Consider the following 26,685-nt stretch of genomic DNA (forward strand, 5'->3'; position numbering starts at 1 on the left):
CACAGTGAGATCCCCCGTCCGTCGCCGGGCACCTGTCACGGTGCCCGATATTCGATTGAAGTGGCGCAAATGCCTTACAGGGCAGTACATCCGTTCAGTCGGCGGCGAAGTCGATCACTTGAACCATAGCGGCAGGCGCAGAGTGGATCAACCTCTCGTCAACCTCCGGTTCATCTGTCCACATAGGACTTTCAGCCAGTGGGATTCCGGTAACCGAGATTGCCGCCGAAGATTGCGGACATCCCTCGTGCGCCGAATGCCGCCGCCAGGCACGTTCACCTGGTCTCATAAGATGATCCGGTCCCCGCTCCACCCAGACCGTGGCACGTCCGATCCAGGACCCCGGTGCCTTGGCCGCGTCCAACCCCTGTGAGCGCGGACCCTGGGGACGTGACCCGATGTCCGCACACCGAGCTTGGAGATCCTGGATGCGCGTGCTCATGACGTGCCAGCCGTTCTACTCACACCTCGTGCCGGTGCTGGTGCCGGCGGCGAAGGCGCTGCAACGCGCCGGTCACCAGGTGGCCGTCGCCACGGCTCCCGCCATGGCGCCCCACCTCGCCCGCGCCGGGATCGAGCACCTGCCGCTGCCGAACGTGCTGACCCTGACCGAACTGGTGGCCAGTCCCGAGGCGGTGCCGGAGGGTGACGTGCGACAGGCGTCCAGCACGCTCACGATCGCCTTCGCCGGCTCACTGGCCGGGGTCTTCGCGCGAGACGTCCTGGACGTGGCCGAGTCCTGGCGGCCCGACGTGCTGGTGCGGGAGTGCAAGGAGTTCGGCGGTTACCTCGCCGCCGAGAAGCTGGGGCTGCCGCAGGCGGTCGTGGACACGTCTCCCTACTCCGCACTGAACCTGCCGATGGTCCGGGACGCGCTGAACGGTCAGCGGGTCGCGCTCGGGCTGGACACCGTCGACGAACCGGGGCACCCTGAGGGGTTCCTCCTCGCCGGGGTCGTGCCGGCCGCCTGGTATCCGGACGAGCTGCGGGTGTCCTCTGCCCGCCACTACCGGCCTGATTCCCCGGCGGGCCCGCTCGACGCGTCCCTGCTCGACCTTCCCGACGACCGGCCGCTGGTCGTCGCTGGGCTCGGCAGCGTCGCACGGACCTTCGTGCCGGAGACGCCGAAAGTGCTGGAGACGATGGTCGCCGCGCTGGGCGACCTGCCGTGCACCGCGGTGGTCGCACTGGGCAGTGACCCCGGCGAGTGGACCGGCTCGCGGCCCGGCAACGTGCGACTCATGTCGTTCGTCCCGCAGCCGCTGCTGCTGGAGTCCGCGGACCTCATCCTCACCCACGGCGGTTTCGGCAGCATCGCCGAGGCGCTACGCACCGGCACGCCGATGGTGCTCCTGCCGATGTTCTCCGACCAGTCACACAACGCGGCGCGCACCGCGCACCTCGGTCTCGGCCGCCAGCTCGACGTCGGGTCCGTCACCCCCGCGTCCCTCGCCGAGAACTGCGCACGGGTCCTGCAGGGCCCCTACCGCCACCGGGCGGCGGCGATGTCCAGGCAGGCCCGCGCCTGCCCCGGCTTCGAGGTACTCGCCGAAGACATCGCCGCACTGGTCTAGTTCCGCGGAAATCAGGTGCCCGATTCTTCCGCCTGCCGCGACCTGCCCAGCGTGACGAAGAAGCATTCGTGACATTCGAACCAGACGTTGTGGTAGGAGTCGACCAGAACACCTGTCAGGTAACTGTCCGAGCCGGAGGCGAACTGGCCGTGCGCCCGTGCGAACCGCGCGCCGTACTCGGCGAAGTGCGGTGCCACCGGGGTGATCTCGGCCAGGATCCGCTGAACTCGCTGATCTATCGGCGAAAGGCGGTCGACGAAGTCCGAAGGGCCCTGGCCTTCGGCGCGGGCCTGCCAGTCGGCACACAGCTGCTTCAGTTCGTCGTCGAGTTTCCGAAAAGTCTCGTAGTGGTCGGCGACCAGGGTCAGCGCCTGCGGGCTGACTCCCGTCATCCGCCCGTCCGCGGACAGGCGGCCCGCCGCGGTGATCTTCCAGCCCAGCCGTGGTTTTCCACTGTCCTCGGCCAAACCGCGGGCCGCGAGGTCGTGCAGAGCGGCCGTGACCCGCTCCAGTGGGCAGTCGAGTGCCGCGGCGAGCGACTCGGGGGTGGCGCGTCCTCTGATGCGGAGGACGTGCAGCGTCGGGTCCGCGATGTCGACGGGCATCGGTGGTTCCTCCTCGTCCCAGGGGCGGTACGCTGCCGAACTTCCTTGTCCCACAGGGCATCCAACCACCCGGAGAACAGGAGAAGCATGAGCGCGGCAGCGGTGGGAGCGACGAGGTTACTGATCCTCGACGGCTCAGTCGACCCGGACCCGGTGGTCGTCGGCGGCAAGGCGGCCGGTATCGCGCGCATGATCTCGGCCGGGTTCCCGGTGCCACCCGCGTTCGCGCTGTCCACTTCGGTGTGCCGCGAGTTCCTCGCCGAGGGCGACGGTGTCCTGGACGCGCTGTGGCCGCAAGTCCGTGCCGGGATGGCCTATCTGGAGCGGTGCAGCGGCAGGGGGTTCGGTTCGGCTGACGCGCCCCTGCTCGTCTCCGTGCGCAGCGGCGCGCCGACGAGCATGCCCGGCATGATGGACACCATCCTCAACCTGGGCCTGAACCAGGACATCGCGGACAGCCTGGCGCGCAGCCAGGGTGTGGAGTACGCACGCGACACCCGTCAGCGTTTCGAGCAGGTCTTCTGCGAGGTCGTCGGCGTCGACGACACCCCGGCCGATCCGTGGGTCCAGCTGCGTCTCGCGATCGCGGCGGTCTTCCGGTCCTGGCGCTCGCCGCGGGCCGTGGCCTACCGACGCAGGCACGGTCTCGACGACGAGGCAGGCACCGCCGTGACCGTGCAGGCCATGGTGTTCGGCAACGCGGACGAGCGTTCCGGGACGGGCGTGCTGTTCACCCGGAACCCCTCCACTGGCGACCCGGAACCCTTCGGCGAGTGGCTGACCCGTGCGCAGGGCGAGGACGTCGTGTCCGGTACCCGCGCACCCGAGCCGCTGGACGCGTTGGCCGGGCTCCTGCCCGAGGTGCATGCCCAGCTCATCGACCACGCGCGCCGCCTCGAAGAGCGGAACCGCGACGTGCAGGACATCGAGTTCACCGTGGAGAGCGGCCGTCTCTGGCTGCTGCAGACGCGCTCGGCGAAACGCTCTCCGCGAGGGGCCGTCGCGATCGCCGCCGCGCTCGGCAGGGAGGGACTCATCTCGCCAGAGGAAGCCGTTTCCCGCGTGACGGCGGACCAGGTTCGCGCCGTGTTGGTGCCCGGCCTGGATCCTCATGAACGCGCGGCCGCTCCGCTGCTCGCCAACGGAACCCCGGCGTGCCCCGGCGTCGGCACCGGGGTCGTCGTGACCGACCCGGACGAGGCGGAAGCCCGTGCCGCCGACGGCGAGGAGGTGGTGCTCGCACGCCGGACGACGAGCCCGCACGACCTGCACGGAATGCTCGCCGCCGCCGCGATCGTCACCGAGATCGGCGGTGCGACCTCGCACGCGGCCGTGGTCAGTCGCGAGCTGGGTGTGCCATGCGTGGTCGGGTGCGGTGAGGACGCCGTGACCGGACTCGACGGCCGGACGGTCACCGTGTGTGGCGACACCGGCGAGGTGCGGCAGGGAGAGATCCCGCTCCGGGCGCTGTCCGAACACGACGACGAGGACCTGCGTCTTCTCACCCAGTGGGCGCGCGAGATCTCGCCTTTGGCGGCGTGGCGGGCGGACGAGATCCCGACGGGTGTCCAGATTGTGCACGAAGTGGACGTTTCCACCGACGCGGCCGTCGTGAACGCGTTGCGTGACCGGATACGCGCTGTGGTCACGGAGCACCCGCTCCCGGTGTTGCTGGCGGCGATCACGGCGCGACGGTGACGCGCGGCCGGTCGAGTGTCCACAATTCGGGGATCTACCTGTGAAAAGTGTCTGTGCGACTTCGTTGAGTCACCGCCCGGGTTTCGTAACCAATCGCTGTGTGGTTTGATTTGCCGTCACCGGCACCGGGGCTATGCCGATGCCTAGACGGCAGCGAGGACAGGGCGAAACAGTTGCGTGTACCAACCGCAGAGAAATCCCAGGCGGGCCCGTGGCGACGGTTGTTCTCGCGCCGGAAGTCGACGAGCATCCGCAACCGCGTTCTCGCGATCGTGCTCATCCCCAGTGCCGCCCTGCTGGTCACCGGTGTCTCGGTCGCCGGCTACCTGATTTCCGAGGGTCTGGCGGCCAGGGACTTCTCCGGCTACCTCGGGCAGGCGATCGACCCGCTGGTCGAGTTCGAGTCCGTGGTCCAGAAGGAACGCACGATCTCCCTGCGTGCCCTGGGTGGTGACCAGGAGGCGATTGCCGGGCTGGCCGCGCAGCGGGACACCTCGAACGCGGTGCTCGCCGAGATCGCCGATCTCGCGGGCGTGGTGCAGAACCTGAACCCGGACGCGGTCTCGCAGTCCAACTCCGCGTTCGCCGAGCTGTCCGCCCAGCTGCAGCAGGTGCGCCAGGGCGTCGACGCGCGCCAGGCGAGCGTCGCCGTCGTCGACGGCTTCTACACCGGGCTCGCGGGCGTGGTCATCACCGGCCTCGAGGGGTCGGCACGCACCACGCCAGACGCGGCGACCGCGGCCGAGGAGACGACCGCGGTCGACCTGTTCTGGGTGACCGACCTGCACTCCCGGGCGGTCGGCCTCGCCGCGGGCGGGGTGGCCCAGGGGGTGCTGGGCGTGCCCGAGCGCCTCGTCGTCGCCCAGCTGTCCGGCTCCTACCGCAACCAGCTCATGGCGCTGACCAGCCGGCTGACCGAGGACGAGAAGGCGCGCTACGACCGCCTGGTCGCCTCCGACGCGTGGAAGACCGCCACCGCGGGCGAGGACGCCCTCGCCCAGCGTGGTGAGCTCGACGTCCCGCTGTCCTACTGGCTCGCCGCCGAGGACGAGGTGTCCACCGAGCTGCTCGGTCTGTGGGGCGACCACTTCCACCACGCCGAGAGCCTTGCCGAGGACTCGGCGAACGAGTCACTGCTGCAGTCGATCCTCGCCGGTTCGCTCGTGCTCGTGCTGGCCGTCGTGGCGTTCCTCATCGCCGTCCGGATGGCCAACGCGCTCGTCCGCAGGCTGCGGAAACTGCGCACGAACACCCTCGACCTGGCCGACAAGCAGCTTCCCGCGATGGTGCAGCGCATCGCCGACGGCCAAGAGGTCGACATCGACGCCGAACTGCTCCGGGTCGACCACGGCACCGACGAGATCGGACAGGTCGCCGAGGCGTTCGAGACCGCGCAGCGCACCGCCGTCGCGGCGGCCGCCGCCGAGGCGAAGACCCGGGGCGGCTTCAACAAGGTCTTCCTGGACATCGCGCACCGCAGCCAGATCGTCGTGCACAGGCAGTTGGAGGTGCTCGACGTGGCGGAGTCCAAGCAGGGCGATCCCGAACACCTCGAACTGCTGTTCCAGCTCGACCACCTCGCCACGCACGCGCGGCGCAACGCCGAGAACCTCCTGATCCTCGGCGGTGGCCAGCCCGGCCGCAAGTGGCGCACGCCGGTGGCGCTCGAGGAGATCGTGCGCAGCGCGATCTCCGAGACCGAGGACTTCGCCAGGGTCAGCGCGGTCCGGCTGCCGGATGTGAAGGTGCTCGGCAACGTGGTCGCCGACCTCATCCACCTCCTGGCCGAGCTCGTGGACAACGCGACGTCGTTCTCGCCCCCGGACGCCCCGGTGACGGTGCGCGGCAACCTCGTCGGCAAGGGCGTCGTGGTGGAGGTCGAGGACCAGGGGCTGGGCATCGGTTTCGAGGAACGGGAGTACTTCAACGAGACCCTGCGCAACCCGCCGGACTTCCAGGCCATGGCGTTGGCCGGGCAGCGCCACCTCGGGCTGTTCGTGACCGGCCAGCTGGCGAAACGGCACGGGATCTCGGTGAGCCTGCAGGAGTCGGCCTACGGCGGCATCAAGGCGATCGTCCTGGTCCCGTCCTCGGCGACCGAGGTCGAGGAGCGCGAACCGGTGGAGCACGCCCCGTCCCCGGCGACACGGACCGGGCGGCACCAGGCACTGTCGAGCTTCGTGCCGCAACCGGCGCAGGACCCCGTCCCCCGGCTGACCCGCACGTCCGACAACCTTCCCCGGCACTGGCCGGAGGAGGAGCCCGAGCACGACTCGCCGACCGTCGTCCGGCCGAGCTTCGGGGCGTTCGAACCGATGACCCCGGTCGCGTCGACCGAGCGGCCGGCGAGTGCCGCGCCACGCGAGCGGCAGTCCGGTAGTCCCGCATCGCGCGAACGGCCACCGTTGCCGCGGCGGCAGCGTCAGGCGAACCTCGTGCCACAGCTGCAACTGGACACCGAAGCCGCCCCCAAGACCAGCCGGGCCCGGCGCACCCGCACACCCGAGGAAGCCCACAACTCGATGGCGTCCTTCCAGCGCGGGACACGTCAGGGGCGTGGTCTGCCGTCCGAGCACAACCGATGAACACGAATGGTCAGGCGATGAACGAAGATGTGGTCAGGGGCAACGCGAGCGGCCTGAACTGGTTGCTCGACGATCTGGTGAAGCGCCTGGCTGGGGCCGAGAGAGCCGCCGCGTTGTCCGCCGACGGACTGCTGTTGGGCAGGTCCGCGAACCTCGACCGGGAGGACGGCGAACACCTCGCGGCGATGGCGTCGGCGTTCCGGAGCCTTGCCCGCGGGGTGGGCACGCAGTTCGACAAAGGCTTGGTCCAGCAGACGGTCGTGGAGCTCGAGTACGGCTACCTCGTGGTGACCGAGGCGGGGGAAGGCGCGTGCCTCGCACTGCTGGCGTCGGCCAACGCCGATCTCGGCATGATCGCCTACGAGATGAACGTGATCGTGCAACAGGTCGGGGACACCATGGTGGCGACCCCCCGCGGGATGTTCACAGAGATGCCCGTTCCACACGCACCATGAAGCACGGCAGGGACGACGAGTCCTTCGAGTTCGCGCCAGGGCCACTCATCCGCCCGTTCGCGGTGACCCGCGGACGGGCCGGGAGGGACCTGCACGAGCTCGACATCATCACCTTGGTCGTGGCCGTGCGGCCCGAGGCGGACGTCGCCGGGCTGGACCGGGAGTACGGCGACATCCTGCGGATGTGTCAGCAACGACCGCTGTCGGTCGCCGAGATCTCGGCCAAGATGGGCCTGTTGCTCGCGGCGGTGAAGGTGCTCGTCAGCGATCTGATCAGTTCCGGCCACCTCATTTACCGGTCGCCGCCTCCGCCCACCTCGGGCAGGCCCGACATCAAACTTCTGCAGGCGGTGCTCGATGGCGTTCGAAACCTCTGACCCCGCCGGCTCCTCGGAAATGGCCGGGGTGCGGGCGGTCAAGCTCCTCGTCGCAGGCGGGTTCGGGGTCGGCAAGACGACCCTGGTCACCGCGGTGAGCGAGATCAAACCCCTGCGCACCGAGGAGCGGCTGTCCGCGATCGGGGCGGGGGTCGACGACCTGACCGGCGTCGAGCGCAAGACCACGACCACGGTGGCGCTGGACTTCGGCCGGATCACGATCAACTCGGAAGTGGTGCTCTACCTGTTCGGGACACCGGGGCAGGACCGCTTCTGGTTCATGTGGCGGGAGCTGTCGGTCGGTGCGCTCGGCGCGGTCGTGCTGGCCGACACCCGGCGCCTCCACGACTCCTTCGGGTCGATCGACTTCTTCGAGTCGCGTGAGATCCCGTTCATCGTGGCGGTGAACTGCTTCGACGGCGCGGAGGTCTACGGCGAGGACGAGGTGCGGCAGGCACTCGACCTCGACGCCCACGTGCCGGTGCAGCTGTGCGACGTGCGCGACCGCGACTCGAGCAAGCGTGTCCTCGTGCGCCTGATGGAGTACCTGATGACCGTCGCGACCGCCTCGGCGGCCGCGGGCAGGTGGTGACCCCGGGGCCTCGCGTCGGCTGACGCGCGACCGCCCCGACCGTGTCGATACCGGTCGGGGCGGTCGTGCGTCTGCGGACTGATCGCGGTCAGGTGGAGGCGGTCATCGGGTGGCGGGCTCCGTGCGCTGCACGGGGGAGAGGACCTCGACCACGCCGCGGTCGCCGTCGACGCGGATCCGCTGGCCGTCCCGGATGCGGCGGCTGCCGTCCTCCGTCCCGCACACACACGGCAGGCCCAGTTCCCTCGCGACGATCGGACCGTGGCTGAGCAGGCCGCCGAAGTCGGTGACCACGGCCCCGGCGACCAGGAACAGCGAAACCCAGCTGGGGTCGGTCGTCTCGCAGACGAGGATGTCGCCGTCATCCAGCTCGGTCGCCGCCGGGTCCCGGACCACGCGCGCGCGCCCCTCGACGACGCCCCCGCTGGCCGCGACACCGGTGATCGTGGTGCCCGTGGCGGCGTCCATCGCGGCGTCACCGCCGAACTTGATCAGTTCCGGCAACCCGGCCCACGCCTGCGGGAGCCGGTAGCCCAACCGCTCGTCGTACTGGGCACGCCGCTGCGCCACCAGCTCCCGACGGTCGACCCCGTCACCGGACACCAGCTCGTCGAAGGTGAGGTGGAAGACATCGCCCGCGTCGTCCAGGAGCCCTCGCTCCGCCAGGTCCGCCCCGACTCGCCGGGCAGCGGCGCGGGCGACGTCGAACGTGAGGAGGTACCCGGCCTTGCCCTGTTCGCGCAGCGCGAGGAAGCGGGCCGCGAGCTTGGTCAGCAGCTTGATCGACCGGCGCTGGAGCGGGCCCACGGCCTTCTTGAGCTCTTCGGCCGCCTCGTGCCGGATGCGGGTCTGCTCGGCGCTGCGGTTGCGGGGCGCCCTCGGGTCGTCCTCGGACACCGCCCGGTAGTCGTCGAGCCGGGCGAGGATCGGCGCCGGGTCCTCCCGCCACGAGGTGCTGTGCAGCTGGCCCTCGTGCGGGCCGTGGTAGCCGTGCCGGTCCAGGAAGGTCGCCAGGTCGAGCCGCTCGTGCGCGAGCAGCCAGAGGTCGTTGGCGACCTCGTTCTCGTCCGAGCCGACACCCGACAGCAGCCGGGACTCCAGGCCGGGCACGTTCGCGGCGGCGACCATGGGGGCGAGCCGGTCGGTGATCCCGGAGCTGACGAAGGCCACCAGCAGGTGGAGGATCATGATCCGCTCGAAGCGCTCCCGGGCGTCCTGCAGGATCGCCAGGCTGTCCGCGGCAGGCCGCGCGGCGATCTCGGGCAGGGTCTTCAGGCGCCACTCGCGGAGCTCGGCGAACATGCGGTCGTGCTTCTTGGACAGGGTGAAGACGACGCGGGGTGCCTTCACCCCGATGATCGGGTACCGGCGCATCGAGTTGTCGTCGACGGTGCCTTCTCGCACGTAACCGAACAGCTGCTGCTCGATGGCGGTCGCCGAGGTACCAGGGAGGAAGCCGGCGACCGTGCGGAACTGGTTGATGTTGGCCGCCGCGCGTCCGGCGAAGGCGGTCCAGAACTGGTCCTCGATGCGCTCGGGTACCGCGAGCGAGGACTTTCCGAACACCCCCATGCCCCGGAACATCTTGCGGAACGCCAACTCCATCGGCAGGTGGATGAAGCTGAAGCCGAGTGCCGTGGAAACTCCGGGGAACGCTTCGGCGACGTTGCCGGTGGTCCACGTCACGCCGGGATCACACGCCGCGTTGTCGAGCGGGTCGAATCCTGGTGTGGAAGAGAGCATGTGCGACACCAATCAGCGTTTGGTTTTGGGGACCGCAAGATCGTAGTCCGGTGCGCGGGGAGCACGTAAGGGGCGAAACGAGGTCCTCACCCACGCGCAAAATTATGAGGGCGATTCGCGTAGGGCCATCACGAACGTGCAAATCCAGCAACGCATGGTTACGAAGTCGCTAACTCAGTGGCATCGGTCCAGGTCAGCGGTAGCGATCTTGTTACGCTGGGGCCCGACGACGTGGGAAGGCGGCTGGAAGCGTGGCGGACAAGCGTCGAAGAGGCAGGCCGCCCAGGTCCGACGGCGCGGACACGCGCCAGGAGATCCTCCGGGTGGCCCGACAGGTGTTCAGCGAGCTGGGTTACGAGCGCACCACGTTCCAGGAGATCGCGAGCAGGGCGGGCTTGACGAGGCCCGCGGTCAACCACTATTTCCGTGACAAGGCGGCGCTGTATCGCGCGCTGTTCGATTCCGTGCAGGAGGGCGTGGTCGGCGCCAGTGTCGAGCAGGCGGCCGCGAAGAAGACCCTGTCGGGGCGGCTGTCGGCGTTCCTGGAGTCGGCCGTCCGAATCGACTCGCGGGACCGGTCGTTCGCCCGCTTCATGGCGGCCTCGGTGCTCGATGGGTACCGGCACGAGGACCTCCGAGGCAGCACACTCGAGCAGATCGAGCAGGTGCGCGAGTTCGTGCGACAGGCGCTGCGGGCCGCTGTCGAATCAGGCGAGTTGCGCGAGGACACGGACATTCCGGCCGTGACGGAAATGCTCATCGCGGTTTTGTGGGGAATGGCTTTGTATGCGGGCTTCGTCGGCACTCATGATCAATTGGAAGAGATAGTGGACCAATTCTCCCGGCTGATAGCCGGTGCGCTCTGATGTGGACGTCCGGCCGCCCGTCCGACCCTCTGACCAGCCGCTTCGCCATGGCGCCGACTGTCCATAATTGACGCTGCCGTAAATTTCGACCCGGTGGGGCGCCGAACAGTGTTGTTTATAGTAACGACGTGGTCAGACCCAAGGTTCCGTTGATCTCGCGGCGCAAAGCGTTGGAGGTCGCTCTCGAGATCATCGACAGCGACGGACTCGACGCGCTGAGTATCCGGCGCCTCGCGACCGCGCTGGGTGTCAACGGCGCCTCCCTCTACCACCACTTCAGCAGCAAGGAGGACATCGTCGTCGGCACGGTGGACCTGGCGCTGTCGGAGGTGCGTGGGGGAGGCGAGCCGGGCGCGTCCTGGCGTGAGTGGCTGCCGGAGAACGCGCGCAGCCTGCGTCACGCTCTGCTGGCCCACCCCGCGCTGCTACCGGTGGTCGTCGGAGCCAGGTCACACGGTCTGGGCGCACGCCTGCTGGACGCCTCGGCAGCCCGCCTGATGGGTGACGGCGTCCCCAGTGCCGTGGTGATGCCCCTGCTCGACGCCCTGGCGGCGTTCGCCATCAGCAGCGCCCTGCACGAGACCCAGAGCGGCAATCCGGACGAAAGCGCCGCCGAGGAGTACCCGGCCCTGGCGAAGGCGGCGGCCGAACGCGGCCTGGACGCCGACCAGATCTACGACCTGGTCATCACGAGCATCCTGCAGGCCATCGACACCGCGGTAGAACAACAACGCGCACGGTGGATGCCCTCGATACCGATACCCGCCGAGGGCGCGCTGTAGCGGACCTCGTCCTCGACCTGCCGCCACGGCGTCCCTCCTGGACCGGGGGAAGCCAGTGCCGGCGCGGAGCCCGGCGGTGTTGGACGGTGGTCGCGGCAGCCCCGCAGGGGGCAGGATCGGACTTCGGCTCCGCCACGGACCTCACCAGGTCGCGCCGGTCCTCTGTCGTGAGGGCCGACGTGACGTGTGTGCCGCCATCGTCAGCGGCTGGGTACGTCGCCGACGTTGTTCACCACGCCGGTGACGAGTGAGCTGGAGTCTCGGACGGTGCCCCTCGGCGTGCCCTGGGTACCGTCGTCGGTGGAACGGAACCCGATGTACTGCCCGGTGGCCGGGTCGATGATGATCTCCGTGCCCTTCCCGCCGAAGGCGACGCCCTCGCGTCCGTCCAGGTTGGCGAGGTCGTCGGTGATCCGGATGCCTGGTACCAGTGCGAGCGCCCGGTACAGCGCCGCGCGCAGGTCGCTGGGCACGAGTCCGCTGCGCAACCAGATGTCGCACCGCTGAAGCGCTTGTTCGAGGCTGTTGCCGAGGTGGTCGCGCAGCAACGTGGTCGGGTCGCGGGGCAGGGTCGCGATCATGGCCGAGGTGAGTCCTTGGTCGTTGAACTCGCGGTGGCACGGGTCGGCGGATCTGCTCCGGAAGTCGCCGCAGAGGGCGGTTCGCCTGCCCAGCGAAGGACCGCTGTCGAGCGTGCTCCTGTCCGCTTCCGTCGCGCCGTCGTCGACGAGGATTTCCGGTGGAGCGTCCTGGTCGACGTCCTTTGTCCAGATCCCGGACTCGTCGTAGGGCACCCACGTCGTCTCGGTTGTGCGCACGCGCCAGGCGAGGGTCAACCTGTCAGCGTTCCACGCCGTGCCGACCACCGAGATCCGCTCGGACACGTACCGGTACTGGCCGGGGAGGATCGGCTCGTCCTTCTGCTCGATCGCCTGATCGGCGGCTTCGTTGAGCGTGAGCGTGACGTTCGCCGGTGACGTGGTGCCGCCGGGCGACACCGGGTGCACGGGCGTCGTGGGCGTCGACGTGGTGCCGACCAGCACGACGACCGCGCCCGCGACGGCGACGCTCACCGTCGTCCAGCTCGCTGTGCGCACCTTGCGGTGCGTGGGCCTGTGGCGCGACAGGTAGCAATGCACGTCACCCGCGTGCCGATCGAAGATCGCGGCGAACTCCTGCGGTGCCCGCGTCGACCGAGCGATCACCGTCGCGTCGTCGGTTTCCAGGTCGAGCTCCCCAGGCACGGATGCCGACCACACCTCAGAGGGCTGCACACGTTCGGTCATGGGGTCCCCTCGTCGAGCTGCTCTCACCCGGCACTTGGCCGCACACCACGGTCGAGTTCACGCGGCCGTGGCACGGCAGGGCCGCACCCGGCGGCGCGTCCGGCACGAACGCGCCGCTCAGGCACAGGCCGTCCCAGCTCGTGTGCCAGATCCCGGTGAAACGCGCTGTGTCAGGCTGTGCGCATGGCGGCGCCGACGCGGCGTCCTGCGGACGTTGCCCCGGATCACCCGAGAACAAGTGTGGTCTAGACCTCCTGCGAAACAGCGGCTAACGTTACTGGTCTGGACCGCCTCCCATACCTGCGGCAACATGGACCGGCTCGAGAAACGCGCAGGGCTAAAACTTTCACGGCAGCGACAACGACGGATGCCGGGCCGCGATGAAGGGAGTCTGAGATGTTCGGACGCGCGCTGAGCGTGGTTCTTGCGGCTCTGCTGGCGGTTCCCCTGGTTCCGTCATCCGCCGTGGCGGCGGCCGACGTGTGCGCGGTGAAGTCCAGACCCACCGGGAAGGTCCTGCAGGGTTACTGGGAGAACTGGGACGGCGCGTCGAACGGCGTGCACCCACCGCTGGGCTGGATTCCCATTACCGACAGTCGGATCAAGCAGCACGGGTACAACGTGATCAACGCCGCGTTCCCCGTGATCCGCTCGGACGGCACGGTCCTGTGGCAGGACGGGATGGACTCGACCGTGAAGGTCGCGACGCCGGCCGAGATGTGCCAGGCGAAGGCGAACGGCGCGACGATCCTGATGTCGATCGGTGGCGCCGCGGCGGGCATCGACCTGTCCAACACGGCCGTGGCGAACCGTTTCGTCGCGACGATCGTGCCGATCCTGAAGACGTACAACTTCGACGGCATCGACATCGACATCGAGACGGGCCTGGTCGGCAGCGGGAACATCAACGCCCTGTCGACGTCACAGGCGAACCTCGTCCGCATCATCGACGGGGTGCTGGCGCAGATGCCGTCGAACTTCGGCCTGACCATGGCACCGGAAACCGCGTACGTCACCGGCGGAAGCGTCGCGTACGGCTCGATCTGGGGCGCGTACCTGCCCATCGTCAAGAAGTACGCGGACAACGGCCGCCTCTGGTGGCTGAACATGCAGTACTACAACGGAAGTATGTACGGTTGCGCGGGCGACTCGTACGAGGCGGGCACGGTGCGTGGGTTCACCGAACAGACGAACTGCCTCAACCGCGGTCTGGTGGTCCAGGGCACGACGATCCGCGTCCCCTACGACAAGCAGGTCCCCGGCCTGCCCGCGCAGCAGGGCGCGGGCGGCGGCTACCTGCCACCCTCGCTCACGGCCCAGGCGTGGAACACCTACGGCGGCGCGCTCAAGGGCCTGATGACGTGGTCGGTCAACTGGGACGGCTCACGGAACTGGACCTTCGGCGACAACGTCAGATCCCTGCAGGGTCGCTGATCCAGTGCGCCGCACGGCGCGTCGGTCGGTGCCGTCGATCCGGTAGTGGATCCTGTGGAGGTTCAGGTGGGTCATCCGGTCTCCGTCAGGAGTGGCACGGTCTGACCCGTCTAGCGCGTCGGCGGTCATGCCGGCTCGCGGCACCACCTTTCATGCCGGACGAGGGCGTCGGCGAGCGCGGCGCCGAGCAGGGGCACGGCCGCGCACGTCGGTGGGACGGGCCAGACGACCGAGGTGCGCCACGTCAGCGCGAGGTCACTGATGGGCCGCCACACGAGGTTGTCGGTGATGCTGAGCCCGGGGTTGCGGATGGCGATCGCGTTGTCGCTGGCGAGCAGCGCACTGAGCAGGCGGGTGATGTGCTTGCCGGTACTGGGTTGTAGCCCCAGCGCGGTGAGCGCCGCGACCGTCTCGTCATAGAGCCCGGGAGCCATCTGCCGGGGGAACACCACCAGCGGGTACCGGTCGAGGTCGGTCGCCGACACGGCGTCGTGGCCGGCGAGCGGGTGGGTGGCGGCCATGATGGCGCCGACCGGGGTGGCCAGTGCGGGCTCGACATGCAGGCCCCGGCCGGGGAACGGGTGGCGGAGCATCCCGAGGTCGAATCGTCCACTGTGGAGTGTGTCGGTCTGCTCGCCGGTGCTGGCCTCGGTGATCTCCACGGTGATCCGCACCGTCGGGTCCTCGGTGACCCCGTCGATCGCGGCCACGAAGTCCTGCACGGTCGCGGCCGAGGTGTCCGGGGTGATCGCGACGTGCAGTGTGCGGCCCGGCCGCGCCCGCAGTGCCCCGGCAACCCGTTGTGCCTGCTCGAAAGCGTCGACCGCGTGCCGCGCGGCGGGCAGGAACCGGTGCCCGGCAGGCGTCAGCGCCACCCCCCTCGATGTTCGTTCGAACAGCGGCGTGCCGACCTCGTGCTCGAGGTCCCTGATCCGGGCGGACAGCGGGGGCTGGCTCATGTGCAGGTGCCGCGCGGCGCGCCCGAAATGCAGCTCGGTGGCGACCGCGAGGAAGTATCGCAGGTGCCGGATCTCCATCGAGTGATTCTACCGCCCGTCGATACCGGTCCGGTATGGCCGCAGGTCGCCATTGGTGTTGGACGCTGGGTCGACGCCGGCGCTTTGATGCTGCCATGACGGAAACGACGCCAAGTACGGCGACGGCCGACCAGGAGCGGTTCGCATACCTCGACCGTCGGGGTGCCGTGGCCGTCGTGGTCATGAACCGTCCGGACAAGCTCAACGCCTGGACCGAGAGCATGCGCGCGGAGGTCGCGGAACTGCTCGTCGCGGCCGGGGACGACGACTCGGTCGGGGCGATCGTGCTGACCGGCACCGGTCGGGGGTTCTGCGCGGGCCAGGACTTCGGCGAGGCACGCGGGTTCGACCAGGCGCACACCGAGTCGTGGCTCGCCGGGATCAAGGCGTTCTTCGACGTCGTCCGCGACCAGGACAAGCCGACGGTGGCGGCGGTCAACGGCGTCGCGGCGGGGTCGGGTTTCCAGGTGGCGCTGCTGATGGACGTGCGGGTGGCGCACGAGTCGGCGACGCTCGGCCAGCCGGAGGTCAGCTCGGGCATCCCCAGCATCACCGGCACCTACCTGATGTCGGTGGCGCTCGGCCTTTCCCGCACCACCGAGCTGGTTCTGTCCGGGCGCCTGATGACCGCGCACGAGGCCCACGCGGCAGGCGCGGTGCACGAGGTCGTCACCGGCGACGTCGTGACCGCCGCGGTGGCACGGGCGGCGAGGCTGGCCGCCCAGCCCGCGGGCGCGGTCGCCGGCACCAAGCGGTGGCTGCGGGCGATGACCGAGCGGGACTACCTGGCGGCGTTCGAGTTCGCGCGGGTCCAGCACGGCGAGGCGTTCGCCTCGGGTGCGCCGCAGGAGCTGATGACCGACTTCCTGGGCAGGCGATGAGCGCGATGGCCTACTGGGCAACGGTTCCGGAGAAGTACAACATCGCCGTCGACGTGTCCGGCCAGAACCCGGACGGCGTCGCGATGATCTACCGCCGTCTCGGCGGTGCCGACCAGCACGTGTCCTGGGACTGGCTTTCGCACCGGACCGGCCAGTTCGGTAGCTACCTGCGGCAGCGCGGAGTGGGTCCCGGCGACCGGGTGGTCGTGGTGCTGCCTGCGTCGCCGGACACCGCCGCCGCGATCCTCGGCACGTTGTGGATCGGCGCCGTGCTGGTGCCGACCAGTCCACTGTGGAGCGCGGAGGCGCTGGGTCACCGCGTCCGCGACTGCGATCCGACGGTGGTCCTCACCACCCCGGACCGCGCCGGGGACCTGGGTGGCTCGCTGCCCGTCCCGGTGACGGCGCTGACCGGCGACCTGCTCGACGGGGTGTCCTCCGCCTGCGAGCCGGAGCCGACGGCGGCCGACGACCCGGCGGCCATCTACTACACGTCGGGTACGTCCGGCCCGGCCAAGGGCATCGTGCACGCGCACCGCTGGCTGCTCGGCCACAACGAGTTCGGCCTGTGCCACGAGCTTCGGCGCGGCGAGGTCTTCCACGGCGCCGGCGAATGGGCCTGGTCGCTCGCGAAGCTCCTCGGCCCGTGGCGACACCGTGCGATCCCGTTCGTGTTCCCCCAGACCGGCGCGTTCGACCCCGTGGCGCTGTTCGGCGCGCTGGCCTCGGCGGGGGTCGAGAACGTCCTGCTGAACCCGACGGTCGTGCGCAGGCTGCGCACGGCGATGCCCGACGCGGGCGCGCGTCTCGGGCTGACGCTGCGGCGGGCCTACTCCTCGTCGGAACCACTGCCGCCTGACCTGGCCGACTGGTTCGCCGGCCAGTTCGGCGTGCCGCTGTACGACTACTACGGACTGACCGAGTCGTACCCGATGATCGGCGTCCTGCCCGGCACCACCCCGCCGCGGGGCTCGATGGGCCGTCCGCTGCCCGGGTGGGAGGTGGCCCTGCTCGGCGAGGACGGCGAGCAGGTCGGCCCGGACACGCCCGGCGAGATCTGCCTGCGGGCCGGAAGCAACCCGCAGTTCCCGCTCGGCTACTGGAACCGTCCACATGACACGGCGGCGGCCTTCCACGGCACCTGGTTCCACACCGGGGACACCGCCGTGCGGGACCAGGAGGGCTATCTGTACTTCCTCGGCCGCAACGACGACGTCATCATCTCCTCCGGTTACCGCATCGGCCCCTACGACCTGGAGGCCGTGCTCGACGCGCACCCCGCCGTCGCCGAGTCGGCCGTCGTCGGCGACCCCGATCCGGACCGCGGCCAGATCGTCCACGCCTACGTCGTGCTCGTGCCGGGGCAGGAGTCCTCGCCAGAGCTGACCCGCGACCTCCAGGAACACGTCAGGACCAGGCACTCGCGGTTCACCTACCCGCGCCGGATCGACTACGTCACCGCGCTTCCCCGTTCCACGACCAACAAGATCCGGCGCGGTGCCCTGCGCTCCGCGACGACCACCCGGAGGTCGCTGCCATGACCACTGTCGTGACCCCAACACCCGAGCTCAGGCGCAAGGCGGTCCGCGCGGCCGGGATCGGGAACTTCGTCGAGTGGTATGACTTCGCGCTGTACGGCTACTTCGCCACGACTCTCGCGGACCAGTTCTTCCCCGGCCACGACCCCACGGCGCGCCTGCTGGCCACGTTCGCCGTGTTCGGCGTCGGGTTCGTGATCCGGCCGATCGGCGGCATAGTGTTCGGCCGCCTCGGCGACCGGATCGGCCGCCGCACCGCGCTGATGGCCGCGGTGGTCGTGATGAGCCTGGCCACGCTCGCGATCGGCCTCCTGCCCGGGTATGGGTCGATCGGCCTCGCGGCACCGCTGCTGCTGCTCGTCTGCCGCCTGGCACAGGGCTTCTCGGCGGGTGGCGAGCAGGTGGGCGCCAACACGTTCATCATCGAGTACGCCCCGCCCGGTCAGCGGGGCCGGTACGCGTCGAACATCCCGATCTGGGTCGCGGCCGGCACGATCACCGCGGCGGGCCTCGCGCTGGCGGCCGGTGCGTGGCTGCCGGCGGAGTGGGGGTGGCGGGTGCCGTTCCTGGTCGCGGGGCCACTCGGCATGATCGGGCTGTACCTGCGCATGAGGATCGAGGACAGCCCGGAGTTCCGGCGCATCCACGCGGTGGGCGACATCGCCACCGCGCCCCTGTCGGAGGCGATCCGGACCGCGAAGCTGCCGATGCTGGTCCTGTTCGGCTGGGCGATGATCAACGCGATCGGCTTCTACCTGATGGCTGGCTACCTGACGAGCTACATCACCAAGGAGCTCGGCCGTTCCAGTGAGCTGGCGCTCGGCTCGTCGTGCGTCGGCCTGTTCGCCTTCGGGGTGTCTGCCGCGGTGGGCGGCCGGCTGTTGGACCGTTTCGGCCGGATCCCCGTCGCCGTCACGGCCGCGATCGCCATCGCCGTGGTGGCCTATCCGGCGTTCATGCTCATCCGGACCGACAACCTGGCGGCTGCCCTGCTCGGCCAGGCCCTGATCGGCGGGTTCCTCGGTACGGTCTCGTGCACGACCTGCCTGCTGACCGTCGAGCTGTTCCCGGCACGCATCCGGTACAGCGCGAGCGCCCTCGCCTACAACCTCTGCTACACGGTCTTCGGCGGCAGCGCGGCGTATGTCGCGACGTGGCTGGTGGCCACCACCGACTCGGCGGCCGCCCCGGCGGTGTACCTCATGTGCGCGGCGGTGGTGAGCGCGTCCGCCGCGGCGTTCGGCCTCACCCACACCCTCCGCCCGGCCGCCCGCCCGGCCCCCACTCCCACCCAGATCCCGGAGCCGACGGCATGACCACCTACCCACGCGCGAACCCCCTCCCGGACACCCCGGTCACCGCAGGCATCGGCGTCATCCTGTCCGACACGGACGCGCCAAGGCCGCCAGGCGACGTCGGCAACCCGCGAACGTTCCCCTTCCCCGTGTCACTGACCATCGCGACCGGCGCCGACGCCGTGACCCTGGTGGAACACGAGGCCACCGGCACCCTTCCGCACTACGTCCACAGTGGACAGGAGCTGACGGCAAGAGGCGCCAGAGCGATCTCGACGTCCTGCGGCTTCACCGTGCTCCACCAGCAGGCCCTCGCGGACGAGCTGGACTCGATCGTGGCCACGTCGGCACTGCTCCAGATCCCCCTGCTGCTCCGCATGCTCCCCGCCCGGGCCGAACTGGCGGTGATCACGGCCAACGCGACCACCCTGACCCCTCGGCACCTGGCGGCCGCCGGCGTCGACGAAGCCGGTCAGGGTCGCCTGCACCTCGTCGGCCTGGAACACACGCCCCACCTCTACCCCGTCCTGGTGACCGGCACCGGCAGCCTGGACACGGCCGTGGCGACCGAGGAGGTCGTCACGGCCGCCACCACGGCGACGGCGGAACATCCCGGCATCGCGGCGTTCCTGCTGGAGTGCGCGAACCTCCCGCCCTACTCCCCGGCGCTGCGGGCGAGGACGGGCCTGCCGGTGTGGGACATCACCAGCATGCTCACCTGGCTCCAGCACGGCTTTGCCGGGCCATACGACCCGACCCTGACCGGGTGACCTCGGTGTGCCGTGTGAGATCCGGCGAGGCGCGGAGCCACAGCTCGACCTCGGGCAGAACTGAGTGGTGACGCGTTCGGACCGCCGAAAGTGACGACGACCTGAGCGGCGTGGTCGTTGACGGTCCGACACAGCTGGACTCATCATGATCGAAACACAGCGTGTTTGGCCTGGTCGAAAGACCATAAGGCCAGCAGAAGGAGCGTCCACGGCAGGTTTTGACCTGCGACACCTGCCTCCGGATGGCTCAGGGCCGATTCGCTCTGACCTGCACGTACTCCGCAACAGCGGGATTCGGAGCAGGCTGCTTGCGCATGAGGGCAAAGCCCGCAGGTGAGCGCCATGAAAGCGTGCGCGATCTGAGCGCCGATGGTGAAGACTGCCCCGGTGGAGTTCTTCTGCTATCACCGCGACAGGCCCGGCTCGATGGCGTTACGCACGAAGTTGCTGGAAGAGCACTGGTCCTACATGGATGGCTACGCGGCGGAGATGATCGCCCGTGGTCCGACCTTCACCAGCGATGACACGCTGACCGGCAGTGTGCACATCCTGGACCTGCCTGATCTGGCCGCCGCCCGAGCCTTCGCCTTTGATGAGCCTGGCTACCAGGCCGGCGCCTACCGCGACGTGCTCCTGCGCCGGTGGCGCAACGCCCCGGGCCGAACGATGTGGGACTTCCCAGGCGGCCGGACTGGAGGCAACCGATACCTGGTGCTCGGCCTGGGCGAGGGGGCGCCCGTAGACCTCGACGTCCCGTCCCCCCGGGACACGATCGCCTACGGCCCACTGCTGTCCGACAGTGGCACCGACTGGCTGGGCACGGCAGCACTGGTCCGTGCTCCAGACCCGGACACGGCACGAGCCGTCCTCACCGCGGAGCGATACGCCGACATCGAGGTGCACAACTGGCAGTTCGGAGGCAGGCGCTGACCCGCAAGAACGCCCGTGTGACTGCCGAGGCACCCCCGGCTCCCTCGTACAGGCCGTCACGTAACGCACCTGGCTGTCCGGCGGTGTTGATCTGGCCCTGGTCGCGGAGTGGGCTGGGCACTCGCTGGCGGTCCTGATGGAGGTCCACGCGGCCTGGCTCTACGGCCAGGGCGTGATCGCCAAGCGGCGGGTTCAGGAAGCGCTCGGGCATTGATCATCTTGCGTGCGTATTGCGCGTGGTCACCCGTAGAACGCCGGATTCGGTCGGACTCAGCCGGGAGGGACGACAACGGCCGCTGCTCAGGAAAAGGGCTGGTCACGGCTGGTCTGGCTGGTGAAGAGAGAGCGCCCACGGCAGGATTTGAACCTGCGACACCTGCCTCCGGAGGGCAGTGCTCTATCCCCTGAGCTACGTGGGCTTGTTGCTGTCCGAAGCTTAGCGCATGCGGTTTTCGGCTGTGCGGCTACGGTGGCTTCATGGGTCGACGGTGGGTTGAGACTGGTGGGGTTCGACTGGCCGTGTACGAGGACGGGGTGGCTGGCGGGCCTGTTGTGCTGCTCGTTCACGGGTACCCGGACAACGCGTCCGTCTGGGATGGGGTGGTTGCCGAGTTGGGGGAGCGGTTTCGGGTCGTTCGGTATGACGTTCGTGGGTGTGGGGCCTCTGGTGCGCCTGACGGGCGTGACGGGTACCTCATGTCCGCCCTCGTTGGGGATCTTGTGGCTGTTGTCGAGGGCCTTGGGGGCGGTCCCGTTCATCTCGTCGCTCACGACTGGGGGTCCATCCAGTCCTGGGCGGCTGTTGCCGCTCGGCCTGAGCTTTTTCTCTCCTTTACGTCCATCTCCGGGCCTGATCTTGGGCATATCGATGCCTGGATGCGGGGTGGGGGGCGGCGTCGTGACGTGGGTCGGCAGATCGTTCACTCTTGGTATATTGGGGCTTTTCAGGTGCCTTTCTTGCCTGAGCTGGTTTGGCGGGCGCCTTTTTTGTTGCGTCGGTTTCATGCCCGGTATCGGGACGCTCGTAACGGGGTTGAGCTTTATCGGGCCAATATGTTCGGGGCTTCTCGGGGTGCGCCTCGGGTTATTTCTACGCCTGTTCAGCAGTTGGCGCTTGTTCGGGATCCTTTTGTCACCTCCTCTATTTTGACTTCTGCCGACTCCTGGTGTGAGCGGCTTTGGCGGCGGCCCCTTGCCGCTGGGCACTGGGCTGTTCGGGATCGGCCTTCCACCGTTGCTCGCCTGGTTTTCGAGTTTGTCGACCACGTCGGGGGTGGCGCGGCTTCTCGGGAGTTGGAGCGGGCTCGGGTTGGCTTCGACCGCAAGCGCCTTGGTGGCCAGCTTGCTCTTGTCACCGGGGCCGGTAGTGGGATTGGGCGTGCCACCGCCCTTGCTCTTCGGGAGCAGGGAGCTGACGTGCTCTGCGTTGACATCGACTTCGACTCCGCCACTCGGACCGCTGTCGACGTGGGTGGTTCTGCTTTTCAGTTGGACGTCTCCGACGGTGACGCCACCGCTCGGCTTGCCGAGCACGTTCTCGCCGAGCACGGGGTGCCTGATCTTGTGATGGCCAATGCGGGCATCGCTGTCGCCGGGTCTTTTCTTGAGACTTCCGAGGATGACTGGCGGCGGGTGATCGACGTCAATCTCCTGGGGGTCGTCAATACCCTGCGTGCTTTTGCGCCTCTTCTCGTCGACCGGGGTGAGGGTGGGCACCTCGTCATTACCTCGTCCGCGGCCGGGTTTTTGTCCTTGCCTTCTCTTCCCGCCTACGGGGCCTCCAAGGCCGCCGTTCTCATGCTTGCCCAGAACCTTGCCGGCGAGTTGGTCGACGACGGGATCGCCGTCAGCGCCATCTGCCCCGGAATCGTGCACACCGGCATCACGTCGTCCGCACGTTTTGCCGGGGCCTCGCCCGAGGAGGAGCGTGAACTCCAGGTTCGGGCCACCGCCTCCTACCGGCGCCGGGGGTTTGGGCCGGAGAAGGTCGCCGCCGCGGTTGTTGCCACTGTCCTTGGTGGGCGGTCGCGGGTTGTGCCCGTCACCCCTGAGGCCAAGGTCGGCGCCATCGCCAATCGGGTTGCGCCTCGGGCCACTCGCGCGTTGCTTCGGTGGTTTGACCGGGTTACCGCATCGCGGCAGCCGCCTCGGCGGGGTTAGGTCACGATCTTCGTGGCTGTGCCTGTCACCCTCACCCTGGGGTCGGTCGGGTCCACTTCTATCGTCAGTTCGCTTCTGCGGCCCATGTCCTCGCCCTGGATGATCGTCAGGTTCGTCGGGGTCGGGATCCTGCTTAGCGTTCTCAGGTAGCCGCCGAAGGCCGCCGCCGCGGCTCCTGTTGCCGGGTCCTCCACCACGCCGCCCACCGGGAACGGGTCTCGGGCGTGGAACTTCTCCTTCGACTCCGGCCAGAACAGGTGGACTGTGACCCAGTTTGCCTTCTGCATCAGGGCTTTCAGCGCTTCGAAGTCGTAGTCCAGGGTTGCCAGGCGGGCTCTGCTCGACGCTGCCAACATCAGGTGGTCGTTGCCTGCGAAGGACACGTGTGCCGGCCACTCCTCGTGGAGGTCCGCGCTTGGCCAGTTCAGTGCCTTCAGCGCCTCGGTCACCTCATCGGGGGTTGCTGGGCGCGATTTCGTGGCCACGCTTGCCAGGGTGGCCACCGTTGTGTCCTTTATGGCCGTTTGGACTGGGATGGGGCCGGCCTTCGTCCTGAAGGTCAGCTCGCCTGGGCCGTCGCGGTCGGCCAGGGCCACCGCGGTGGCGATTGTCGCGTGGCCGCAGAACGGGACCTCGGCCAGTGGGCTGAAGTAGCGTACTGCGAAGCCCTCGGTGACGAAGGCTGTCTCTGAGTAGCCGATGTCGGCCGCTGTCTTCTGCATCTCGGCGTCCGACATGGACTCGGCGTCCAGGACCACGCCCGCCGGGTTGCCCTTCGTCGGGTCGGCGGTGAACGCCGCGTAGCGCAGTACCTCTGGCATGACTCGATTGTGCCCGCGTGCGGTGGGTTGCCGCTTACCCACCGCACGCGGGGGTCACCTCAGTACGGGAACTGTGGACGGCCTCTGTGTACCGAGATCCACTTCAGGGTGGTGAACTCGTTCAGGCTCCACTCGCCGTTCAGGCGGCCCATGCCGGAGTTCTTCTCGCCGCCGAACGCGACCACCGGCTCGTCGTGGATCGTCGTGTTGTTGATGTGGACCATGCCCGTGTTGATGCGTTTCGCCAGCTCCACGCCGTGGTCCAGGTCGCTCGTGTGTACGGCACCGCTCAGGCCGAACGGGGTGTCGTTCGCCATCGCCACGGCCTCGTCCTCGGTGTCGAACGGCATCAGGCACACCACCGGGCCGAACAGCTCCTGCTGCGCCACCGACATCGCCGGGGTGACGTCCGCCAGCACCGTCGGATGGCACAGGGTGCCGTCCACCTCGCCCCTCAGCAGCGGCTTCGCGCCCTCCGCTATGCCCTGTTCCACCTGCGCCGCCAGCGTGTCGGCCTGCTTCTGGTTGATCAGCGGGCCCAGGATCGTCGCCGGGTCCCTCGGGTCACCTACCGGCAGGGAGGCTGCCTTCGCCACGTAGCGCTGCGCGAACTCCTCGTACAGGCTGCGGTGGACTAGTACCCGGTTGGCTGACATGCAGATCTGACCCTGGTGGGTGAACCTCGAGAACACGGCCGCGTCGGTCGCCAGGTCGAGGTCGGCGTCCTCCAGCACGATCAGTGCCGAGTTGCCGCCCAGCTCCAGGATCGGCTTCTTGTAGTTGCGGGCCGCCACCGACGCCACGTGCGCGCCCACGGCTGCCGAGCCGGTGAAGGCGATCACCCTCGGTACGGGGTGCTCCACGAACGCGTCCCCGATCGCGGGGATCTCGGTGATCACCACGTTCAGCAGGCCCGGGGGCAGGCCCGCCGCCTCGAAGATCTCGGCGAACAGGGTGCCACCGACGATGGGGGAGTCCTCGTGCGGCTTCAGGACCACGCCGTTGCCCGCGGCCAGCGCCGGGGCCACGCACTTCATGCCGAGGAAGAACGGGAAGTTGAACGGGCTGATGACGCCGACGACCCCGACCGGCTCCCGGTACAGCCGGTTCTCCTTCTCGTTGTCGGGTGAGGGCAGGATCCGCCCCTCCATGCGCAGCGGGAAGGTCGCCGCTTCCTTCAGCATGTCAAGCACCAGGCCGATCTCGAAACCGGCCTTCAAGCGGGTGCCACCCAGCTCATCGATAATGACCTCGGTGATGTCCGCCATGTGTTCCTCCACATAGCGTAATGCCCGCTCGAACACAGCTCGTTTGGCATAGGGGTTCACCCTGTCCCACTCGAGCTTCGCGCGCTCCGCCGCCCGATACGCGTCGTCAATGTCCGAGACGCTGGCGATATTGAACTCGGCGACGGTCGAGCCGTCGTACGGGTTGCGATCTACCAGGACCTTCTCCATCGAACCTGAACGCCACTCGCCGGCGATGAATTGCTTGCTGTGCATGGTCACCATGGTGACCTTCATTTCGGGCCACGTAAACGCACTGTGTGTGTTCGTGATGTTATCGAGCCGATACGCGGCTTGACCGGCAAATGTTCCGAAATTGATCGACAACACGGCTTCGGGTGGCAATTGCCGTTTTATCGCGCGTTTTGTGGGGCGACTCCGGCTGCCAGTTGCCGGTCACCCCGAGTTCGAGGTGTCCCCGTCGACGTAGACCCAGCGGCCGTCCACCTTCGTGAACCGGCTCTGCTCCTGGAGCACGCCGCTGTGCGTGGAGTGGGTGTAGTGGGCCCTGAACTCGACGGTGCCCTCCGTGTGGAGCAGGCCCCCGCCGGTCGTGGCCAGGATCTCGAGGCGGGTCCACCGCTGGGTCGGGTCCAGCCGCACGGCCGGGGGCCGCGTCTCGGGGTGCCAACTGTGCAGGAGGTACGCCGCGTCGCCGGTCGCGAAGGCGGTGTACCTCGAGCGCATCAGCGCCTCGGCGGTTGGCGCCGCGGCACCGGAGTGCACACGGCCGCAGCAGTCGTCGTACGGGAGCGGGGTTCCACATGGGCAACGCACGGGGCATATTGTCACGCGTACGCCGAGGCCTCGCCGAGCAGATGCCTGATCTCCCGCACGGCCGTGCGCCCGGCCCGGTTCGCGCCGACCGTGCTGGCCGACGGGCCGTAGCCCACCAGGTGCACCCTCGGCTCGGTCACCACCCGCGTCCCGTCCATCACGATGCCGCCCCCGGGACCACGCAAACCCAGTGGTGCCAAGTGTTCCAGGGCCGCGCGCCAGCCGGTGCACCACAGGATGACGTCGACGTCGAGGGTCGCGCCGTCGGCCCACGCGACGCCCGTCGGGACCAGTCGGTCGAACATCGGGCGGCGGGCAAGCAGGCCGCGGTGCCGTGCCTCGACCACCTCGGGCGTCAGCCCCAGATCGGTTGCGGAAACCACACTTTCGGGTGAGAGACCGGCGCGGACGCGCTCGTCGACGCGCGCGATGATCTCGCGGCCGTACTCGTGGGTGAACGGCCCCGCGCGGAACACCGGCTCGCGTCGGGTCACCCAGAAGGTCTCGGCCACCGTCGCGATCTCCAGTTGCAGCTGGACGGCCGACGTGCCGCCGCCGACCACCAGCACCCGCTTGCCCGCGAACTCGCCAGGGCCCCGGTAGCCGGCTGTGTGGAGCTGTCTGCCGTGGAACTCGCCCGGGTAGTGCGGCCAGAACGGGTGGGTCCACGTGCCGGTCGCGTTGATCACCGCGCGGGCCGACCACGTCCCCTCGGTGCTGTCCACCGACAGCCGCGGTCCCGGACGGACGGCCGACACGGCGACCGGCCGGTGTACCTCCAGCCCGAACTCCCGCTCGTACGCGGCAAAGTAGGCGGGCACGGCCGTCGCGGCGGGCTCCCGCGGCGACGGCGGGTCGAACTTCATGCCTGGCAGGTCGAAGATCCCGTGCACCGTCGCCATCCGCAGCGTCGGCCAGCGGTGCTGCCACGCACCACCCGGCGCGGGGTTCGCGTCCAGCACCGTGAAGTCCATCCCCGCGCGGCGCAGGAAGTACGCGCTCGACAGTCCCGCCTGTCCCGCACCGATCACGACGACGTCCGTCTCTCCCACGTCGAACAGCAACGTTTTGGGGTGCACCAACATTTCATCCGTGTGGACCGTCACGTACACCGGTGCGTCGCGACGAGGAACCCGGGTATGGTGCGCGTGCCTGGGGGTGGGCGGTCGTTCGCCAGCACAACGGAATGAGCC

Annotated in this window: 23 protein-coding genes and 1 tRNA gene; 15 read left to right on the top strand and 9 right to left on the bottom strand. The window is 69.0% G+C overall.

What is annotated here, in order from left to right; translation table 11 throughout:
• Nucleotides 1-428 precede the first annotated feature (428 nt).
• Nucleotides 429-1,574 carry a glycosyltransferase gene (locus tag CLV71_RS12975; RefSeq protein ID WP_133902953.1) on the top strand — a complete coding sequence of 382 codons (1,146 nt, stop codon included), beginning with the start codon at nucleotides 429-431 and terminating at the stop codon, nucleotides 1,572-1,574.
• Between the two features lie 11 nt (nucleotides 1,575-1,585).
• Here the strand turns inward: CLV71_RS12975 and CLV71_RS12980 are convergent, their stop codons facing one another.
• Nucleotides 1,586-2,179, bottom strand: coding sequence for a hypothetical protein (locus CLV71_RS12980; protein ID WP_133902954.1), 594 nt, complete (start codon nucleotides 2,177-2,179; stop codon nucleotides 1,586-1,588).
• A gap of 87 nt (nucleotides 2,180-2,266) precedes the next feature.
• Between CLV71_RS12980 and CLV71_RS12985 the strand changes: the two genes are divergently transcribed.
• The 5 genes from CLV71_RS12985 to CLV71_RS13005 all read left to right on the top strand — a co-directional run bounded on the left by CLV71_RS12985 (nucleotide 2,267) and on the right by CLV71_RS13005 (nucleotide 7,886).
• Nucleotides 2,267-3,877 carry a pyruvate, phosphate dikinase gene (locus CLV71_RS12985; protein ID WP_133902955.1) on the top strand — a complete coding sequence of 537 codons (1,611 nt, stop codon included), beginning with the start codon at nucleotides 2,267-2,269 and terminating at the stop codon, nucleotides 3,875-3,877.
• 173 nt (nucleotides 3,878-4,050) lie between these two features.
• Nucleotides 4,051-6,462 (top strand): sensor histidine kinase, encoded by a 2,412-nt coding sequence (locus CLV71_RS12990; RefSeq protein WP_133902956.1) that lies wholly within the window; start codon nucleotides 4,051-4,053, stop codon nucleotides 6,460-6,462.
• A 17-nt stretch (nucleotides 6,463-6,479) separates the two neighbouring features.
• Nucleotides 6,480-6,917, top strand: a complete 438-nt coding sequence (locus CLV71_RS12995) for a roadblock/LC7 domain-containing protein (protein ID WP_133902957.1) — start codon at nucleotides 6,480-6,482, stop codon at nucleotides 6,915-6,917.
• Nucleotides 6,914-7,294 (top strand): DUF742 domain-containing protein, encoded by a 381-nt coding sequence (locus CLV71_RS13000; RefSeq protein ID WP_133902958.1) that lies wholly within the window; start codon nucleotides 6,914-6,916, stop codon nucleotides 7,292-7,294. Before CLV71_RS12995 ends, CLV71_RS13000 begins: the two co-directional genes overlap by 4 nt.
• The gene (locus CLV71_RS13005; protein ID WP_133902959.1) at nucleotides 7,275-7,886 is read left to right on the top strand and encodes a GTP-binding protein; all 612 of its coding nucleotides are present in this window, start codon (nucleotides 7,275-7,277) and stop codon (nucleotides 7,884-7,886) included. Before CLV71_RS13000 ends, CLV71_RS13005 begins: the two co-directional genes overlap by 20 nt.
• A gap of 102 nt (nucleotides 7,887-7,988) precedes the next feature.
• Here CLV71_RS13005 and CLV71_RS13010 read toward each other — a convergent pair whose 3' ends face one another.
• Complete coding sequence (locus tag CLV71_RS13010; RefSeq protein WP_166664069.1) at nucleotides 7,989-9,629, bottom strand: PEP-utilizing enzyme; 1,641 nt, start codon at nucleotides 9,627-9,629, stop codon at nucleotides 7,989-7,991.
• 323 nt (nucleotides 9,630-9,952) lie between these two features.
• Between CLV71_RS13010 and CLV71_RS13015 the strand changes: the two genes are divergently transcribed.
• Nucleotides 9,953-10,495, top strand: a complete 543-nt coding sequence (locus tag CLV71_RS13015; RefSeq protein ID WP_243866401.1) for a TetR/AcrR family transcriptional regulator — start codon at nucleotides 9,953-9,955, stop codon at nucleotides 10,493-10,495.
• Nucleotides 10,496-10,623: 128 nt separating this feature from the next.
• Nucleotides 10,624-11,277 carry a TetR/AcrR family transcriptional regulator gene (locus CLV71_RS13020; RefSeq protein WP_243866403.1) on the top strand — a complete coding sequence of 218 codons (654 nt, stop codon included), beginning with the start codon at nucleotides 10,624-10,626 and terminating at the stop codon, nucleotides 11,275-11,277.
• A 200-nt stretch (nucleotides 11,278-11,477) separates the two neighbouring features.
• Here the strand turns inward: CLV71_RS13020 and CLV71_RS13025 are convergent, their stop codons facing one another.
• On the bottom strand, nucleotides 11,478-12,563 hold the full coding sequence (locus CLV71_RS13025; protein WP_166664070.1) for a CU044_5270 family protein: 1,086 nt from the start codon (nucleotides 12,561-12,563) through the stop codon (nucleotides 11,478-11,480).
• A 396-nt stretch (nucleotides 12,564-12,959) separates the two neighbouring features.
• Here CLV71_RS13025 and CLV71_RS13030 point away from each other — a divergent pair, with 396 nt between their 5' ends.
• Nucleotides 12,960-13,997, top strand: a complete 1,038-nt coding sequence (locus tag CLV71_RS13030; RefSeq protein WP_133902962.1) for a chitinase — start codon at nucleotides 12,960-12,962, stop codon at nucleotides 13,995-13,997.
• Between the two features lie 125 nt (nucleotides 13,998-14,122).
• On the opposite strand, the gene CLV71_RS13035 is transcribed toward CLV71_RS13030, so the two are convergent.
• Nucleotides 14,123-15,034, bottom strand: coding sequence for a LysR family transcriptional regulator (locus CLV71_RS13035; protein ID WP_133902963.1), 912 nt, complete (start codon nucleotides 15,032-15,034; stop codon nucleotides 14,123-14,125).
• 95 nt (nucleotides 15,035-15,129) lie between these two features.
• Here CLV71_RS13035 and CLV71_RS13040 point away from each other — a divergent pair, with 95 nt between their 5' ends.
• The 5 genes from CLV71_RS13040 (at nucleotide 15,130) to CLV71_RS13060 (ending at nucleotide 20,448) form a co-directional block, all read left to right on the top strand.
• On the top strand, nucleotides 15,130-15,915 hold the full coding sequence (locus tag CLV71_RS13040) for an enoyl-CoA hydratase/isomerase family protein (protein ID WP_133902964.1): 786 nt from the start codon (nucleotides 15,130-15,132) through the stop codon (nucleotides 15,913-15,915).
• Nucleotides 15,916-15,920: 5 nt separating this feature from the next.
• Complete coding sequence (locus CLV71_RS13045) at nucleotides 15,921-17,456, top strand: acetate--CoA ligase (protein WP_243866405.1); 1,536 nt, start codon at nucleotides 15,921-15,923, stop codon at nucleotides 17,454-17,456.
• The gene (locus tag CLV71_RS13050) at nucleotides 17,453-18,769 is read left to right on the top strand and encodes an MFS transporter (protein WP_133902966.1); all 1,317 of its coding nucleotides are present in this window, start codon (nucleotides 17,453-17,455) and stop codon (nucleotides 18,767-18,769) included. The genes CLV71_RS13045 and CLV71_RS13050 overlap by 4 nt, the downstream gene beginning before the upstream one ends.
• Nucleotides 18,766-19,518 (top strand): aspartate/glutamate racemase family protein, encoded by a 753-nt coding sequence (locus CLV71_RS13055; protein WP_133902967.1) that lies wholly within the window; start codon nucleotides 18,766-18,768, stop codon nucleotides 19,516-19,518. The genes CLV71_RS13050 and CLV71_RS13055 overlap by 4 nt, the downstream gene beginning before the upstream one ends.
• Nucleotides 19,519-19,905: 387 nt before the next feature.
• Nucleotides 19,906-20,448, top strand: coding sequence for a YciI family protein (locus tag CLV71_RS13060; protein WP_133903262.1), 543 nt, complete (start codon nucleotides 19,906-19,908; stop codon nucleotides 20,446-20,448).
• A 346-nt stretch (nucleotides 20,449-20,794) separates the two neighbouring features.
• Here CLV71_RS13060 and CLV71_RS13065 read toward each other — a convergent pair.
• Nucleotides 20,795-20,867 (bottom strand) — tRNA-Arg (locus CLV71_RS13065).
• Between the two features lie 58 nt (nucleotides 20,868-20,925).
• Between CLV71_RS13065 and CLV71_RS13070 the strand changes: the two genes are divergently transcribed.
• Nucleotides 20,926-22,608, top strand: a complete 1,683-nt coding sequence (locus CLV71_RS13070; RefSeq protein ID WP_133902968.1) for an SDR family oxidoreductase — start codon at nucleotides 20,926-20,928, stop codon at nucleotides 22,606-22,608.
• Here CLV71_RS13070 and CLV71_RS13075 read toward each other — a convergent pair.
• The 4 genes from CLV71_RS13075 to CLV71_RS13090 all read right to left on the bottom strand — a co-directional run bounded on the left by CLV71_RS13075 (nucleotide 22,605) and on the right by CLV71_RS13090 (nucleotide 26,571).
• Nucleotides 22,605-23,429 carry a PhzF family phenazine biosynthesis protein gene (locus tag CLV71_RS13075; protein WP_133902969.1) on the bottom strand — a complete coding sequence of 275 codons (825 nt, stop codon included), beginning with the start codon at nucleotides 23,427-23,429 and terminating at the stop codon, nucleotides 22,605-22,607. The genes CLV71_RS13070 and CLV71_RS13075 overlap by 4 nt on opposite strands.
• A 59-nt stretch (nucleotides 23,430-23,488) precedes the next feature.
• The gene (locus CLV71_RS13080; protein ID WP_243866408.1) at nucleotides 23,489-24,931 is read right to left on the bottom strand and encodes an aldehyde dehydrogenase family protein; all 1,443 of its coding nucleotides are present in this window, start codon (nucleotides 24,929-24,931) and stop codon (nucleotides 23,489-23,491) included.
• 180 nt (nucleotides 24,932-25,111) lie between these two features.
• Complete coding sequence (locus CLV71_RS13085) at nucleotides 25,112-25,501, bottom strand: YchJ family protein (RefSeq protein ID WP_133903264.1); 390 nt, start codon at nucleotides 25,499-25,501, stop codon at nucleotides 25,112-25,114.
• A gap of 2 nt (nucleotides 25,502-25,503) precedes the next feature.
• Complete coding sequence (locus CLV71_RS13090; protein WP_243866410.1) at nucleotides 25,504-26,571, bottom strand: flavin-containing monooxygenase; 1,068 nt, start codon at nucleotides 26,569-26,571, stop codon at nucleotides 25,504-25,506.
• Between the last annotated feature and the right edge of the window lie 114 nt (nucleotides 26,572-26,685).

This window comes from Actinophytocola oryzae, from assembly GCF_004364325.1.
Lineage (GTDB): Bacteria > Actinomycetota > Actinomycetes > Mycobacteriales > Pseudonocardiaceae > Actinophytocola > Actinophytocola oryzae.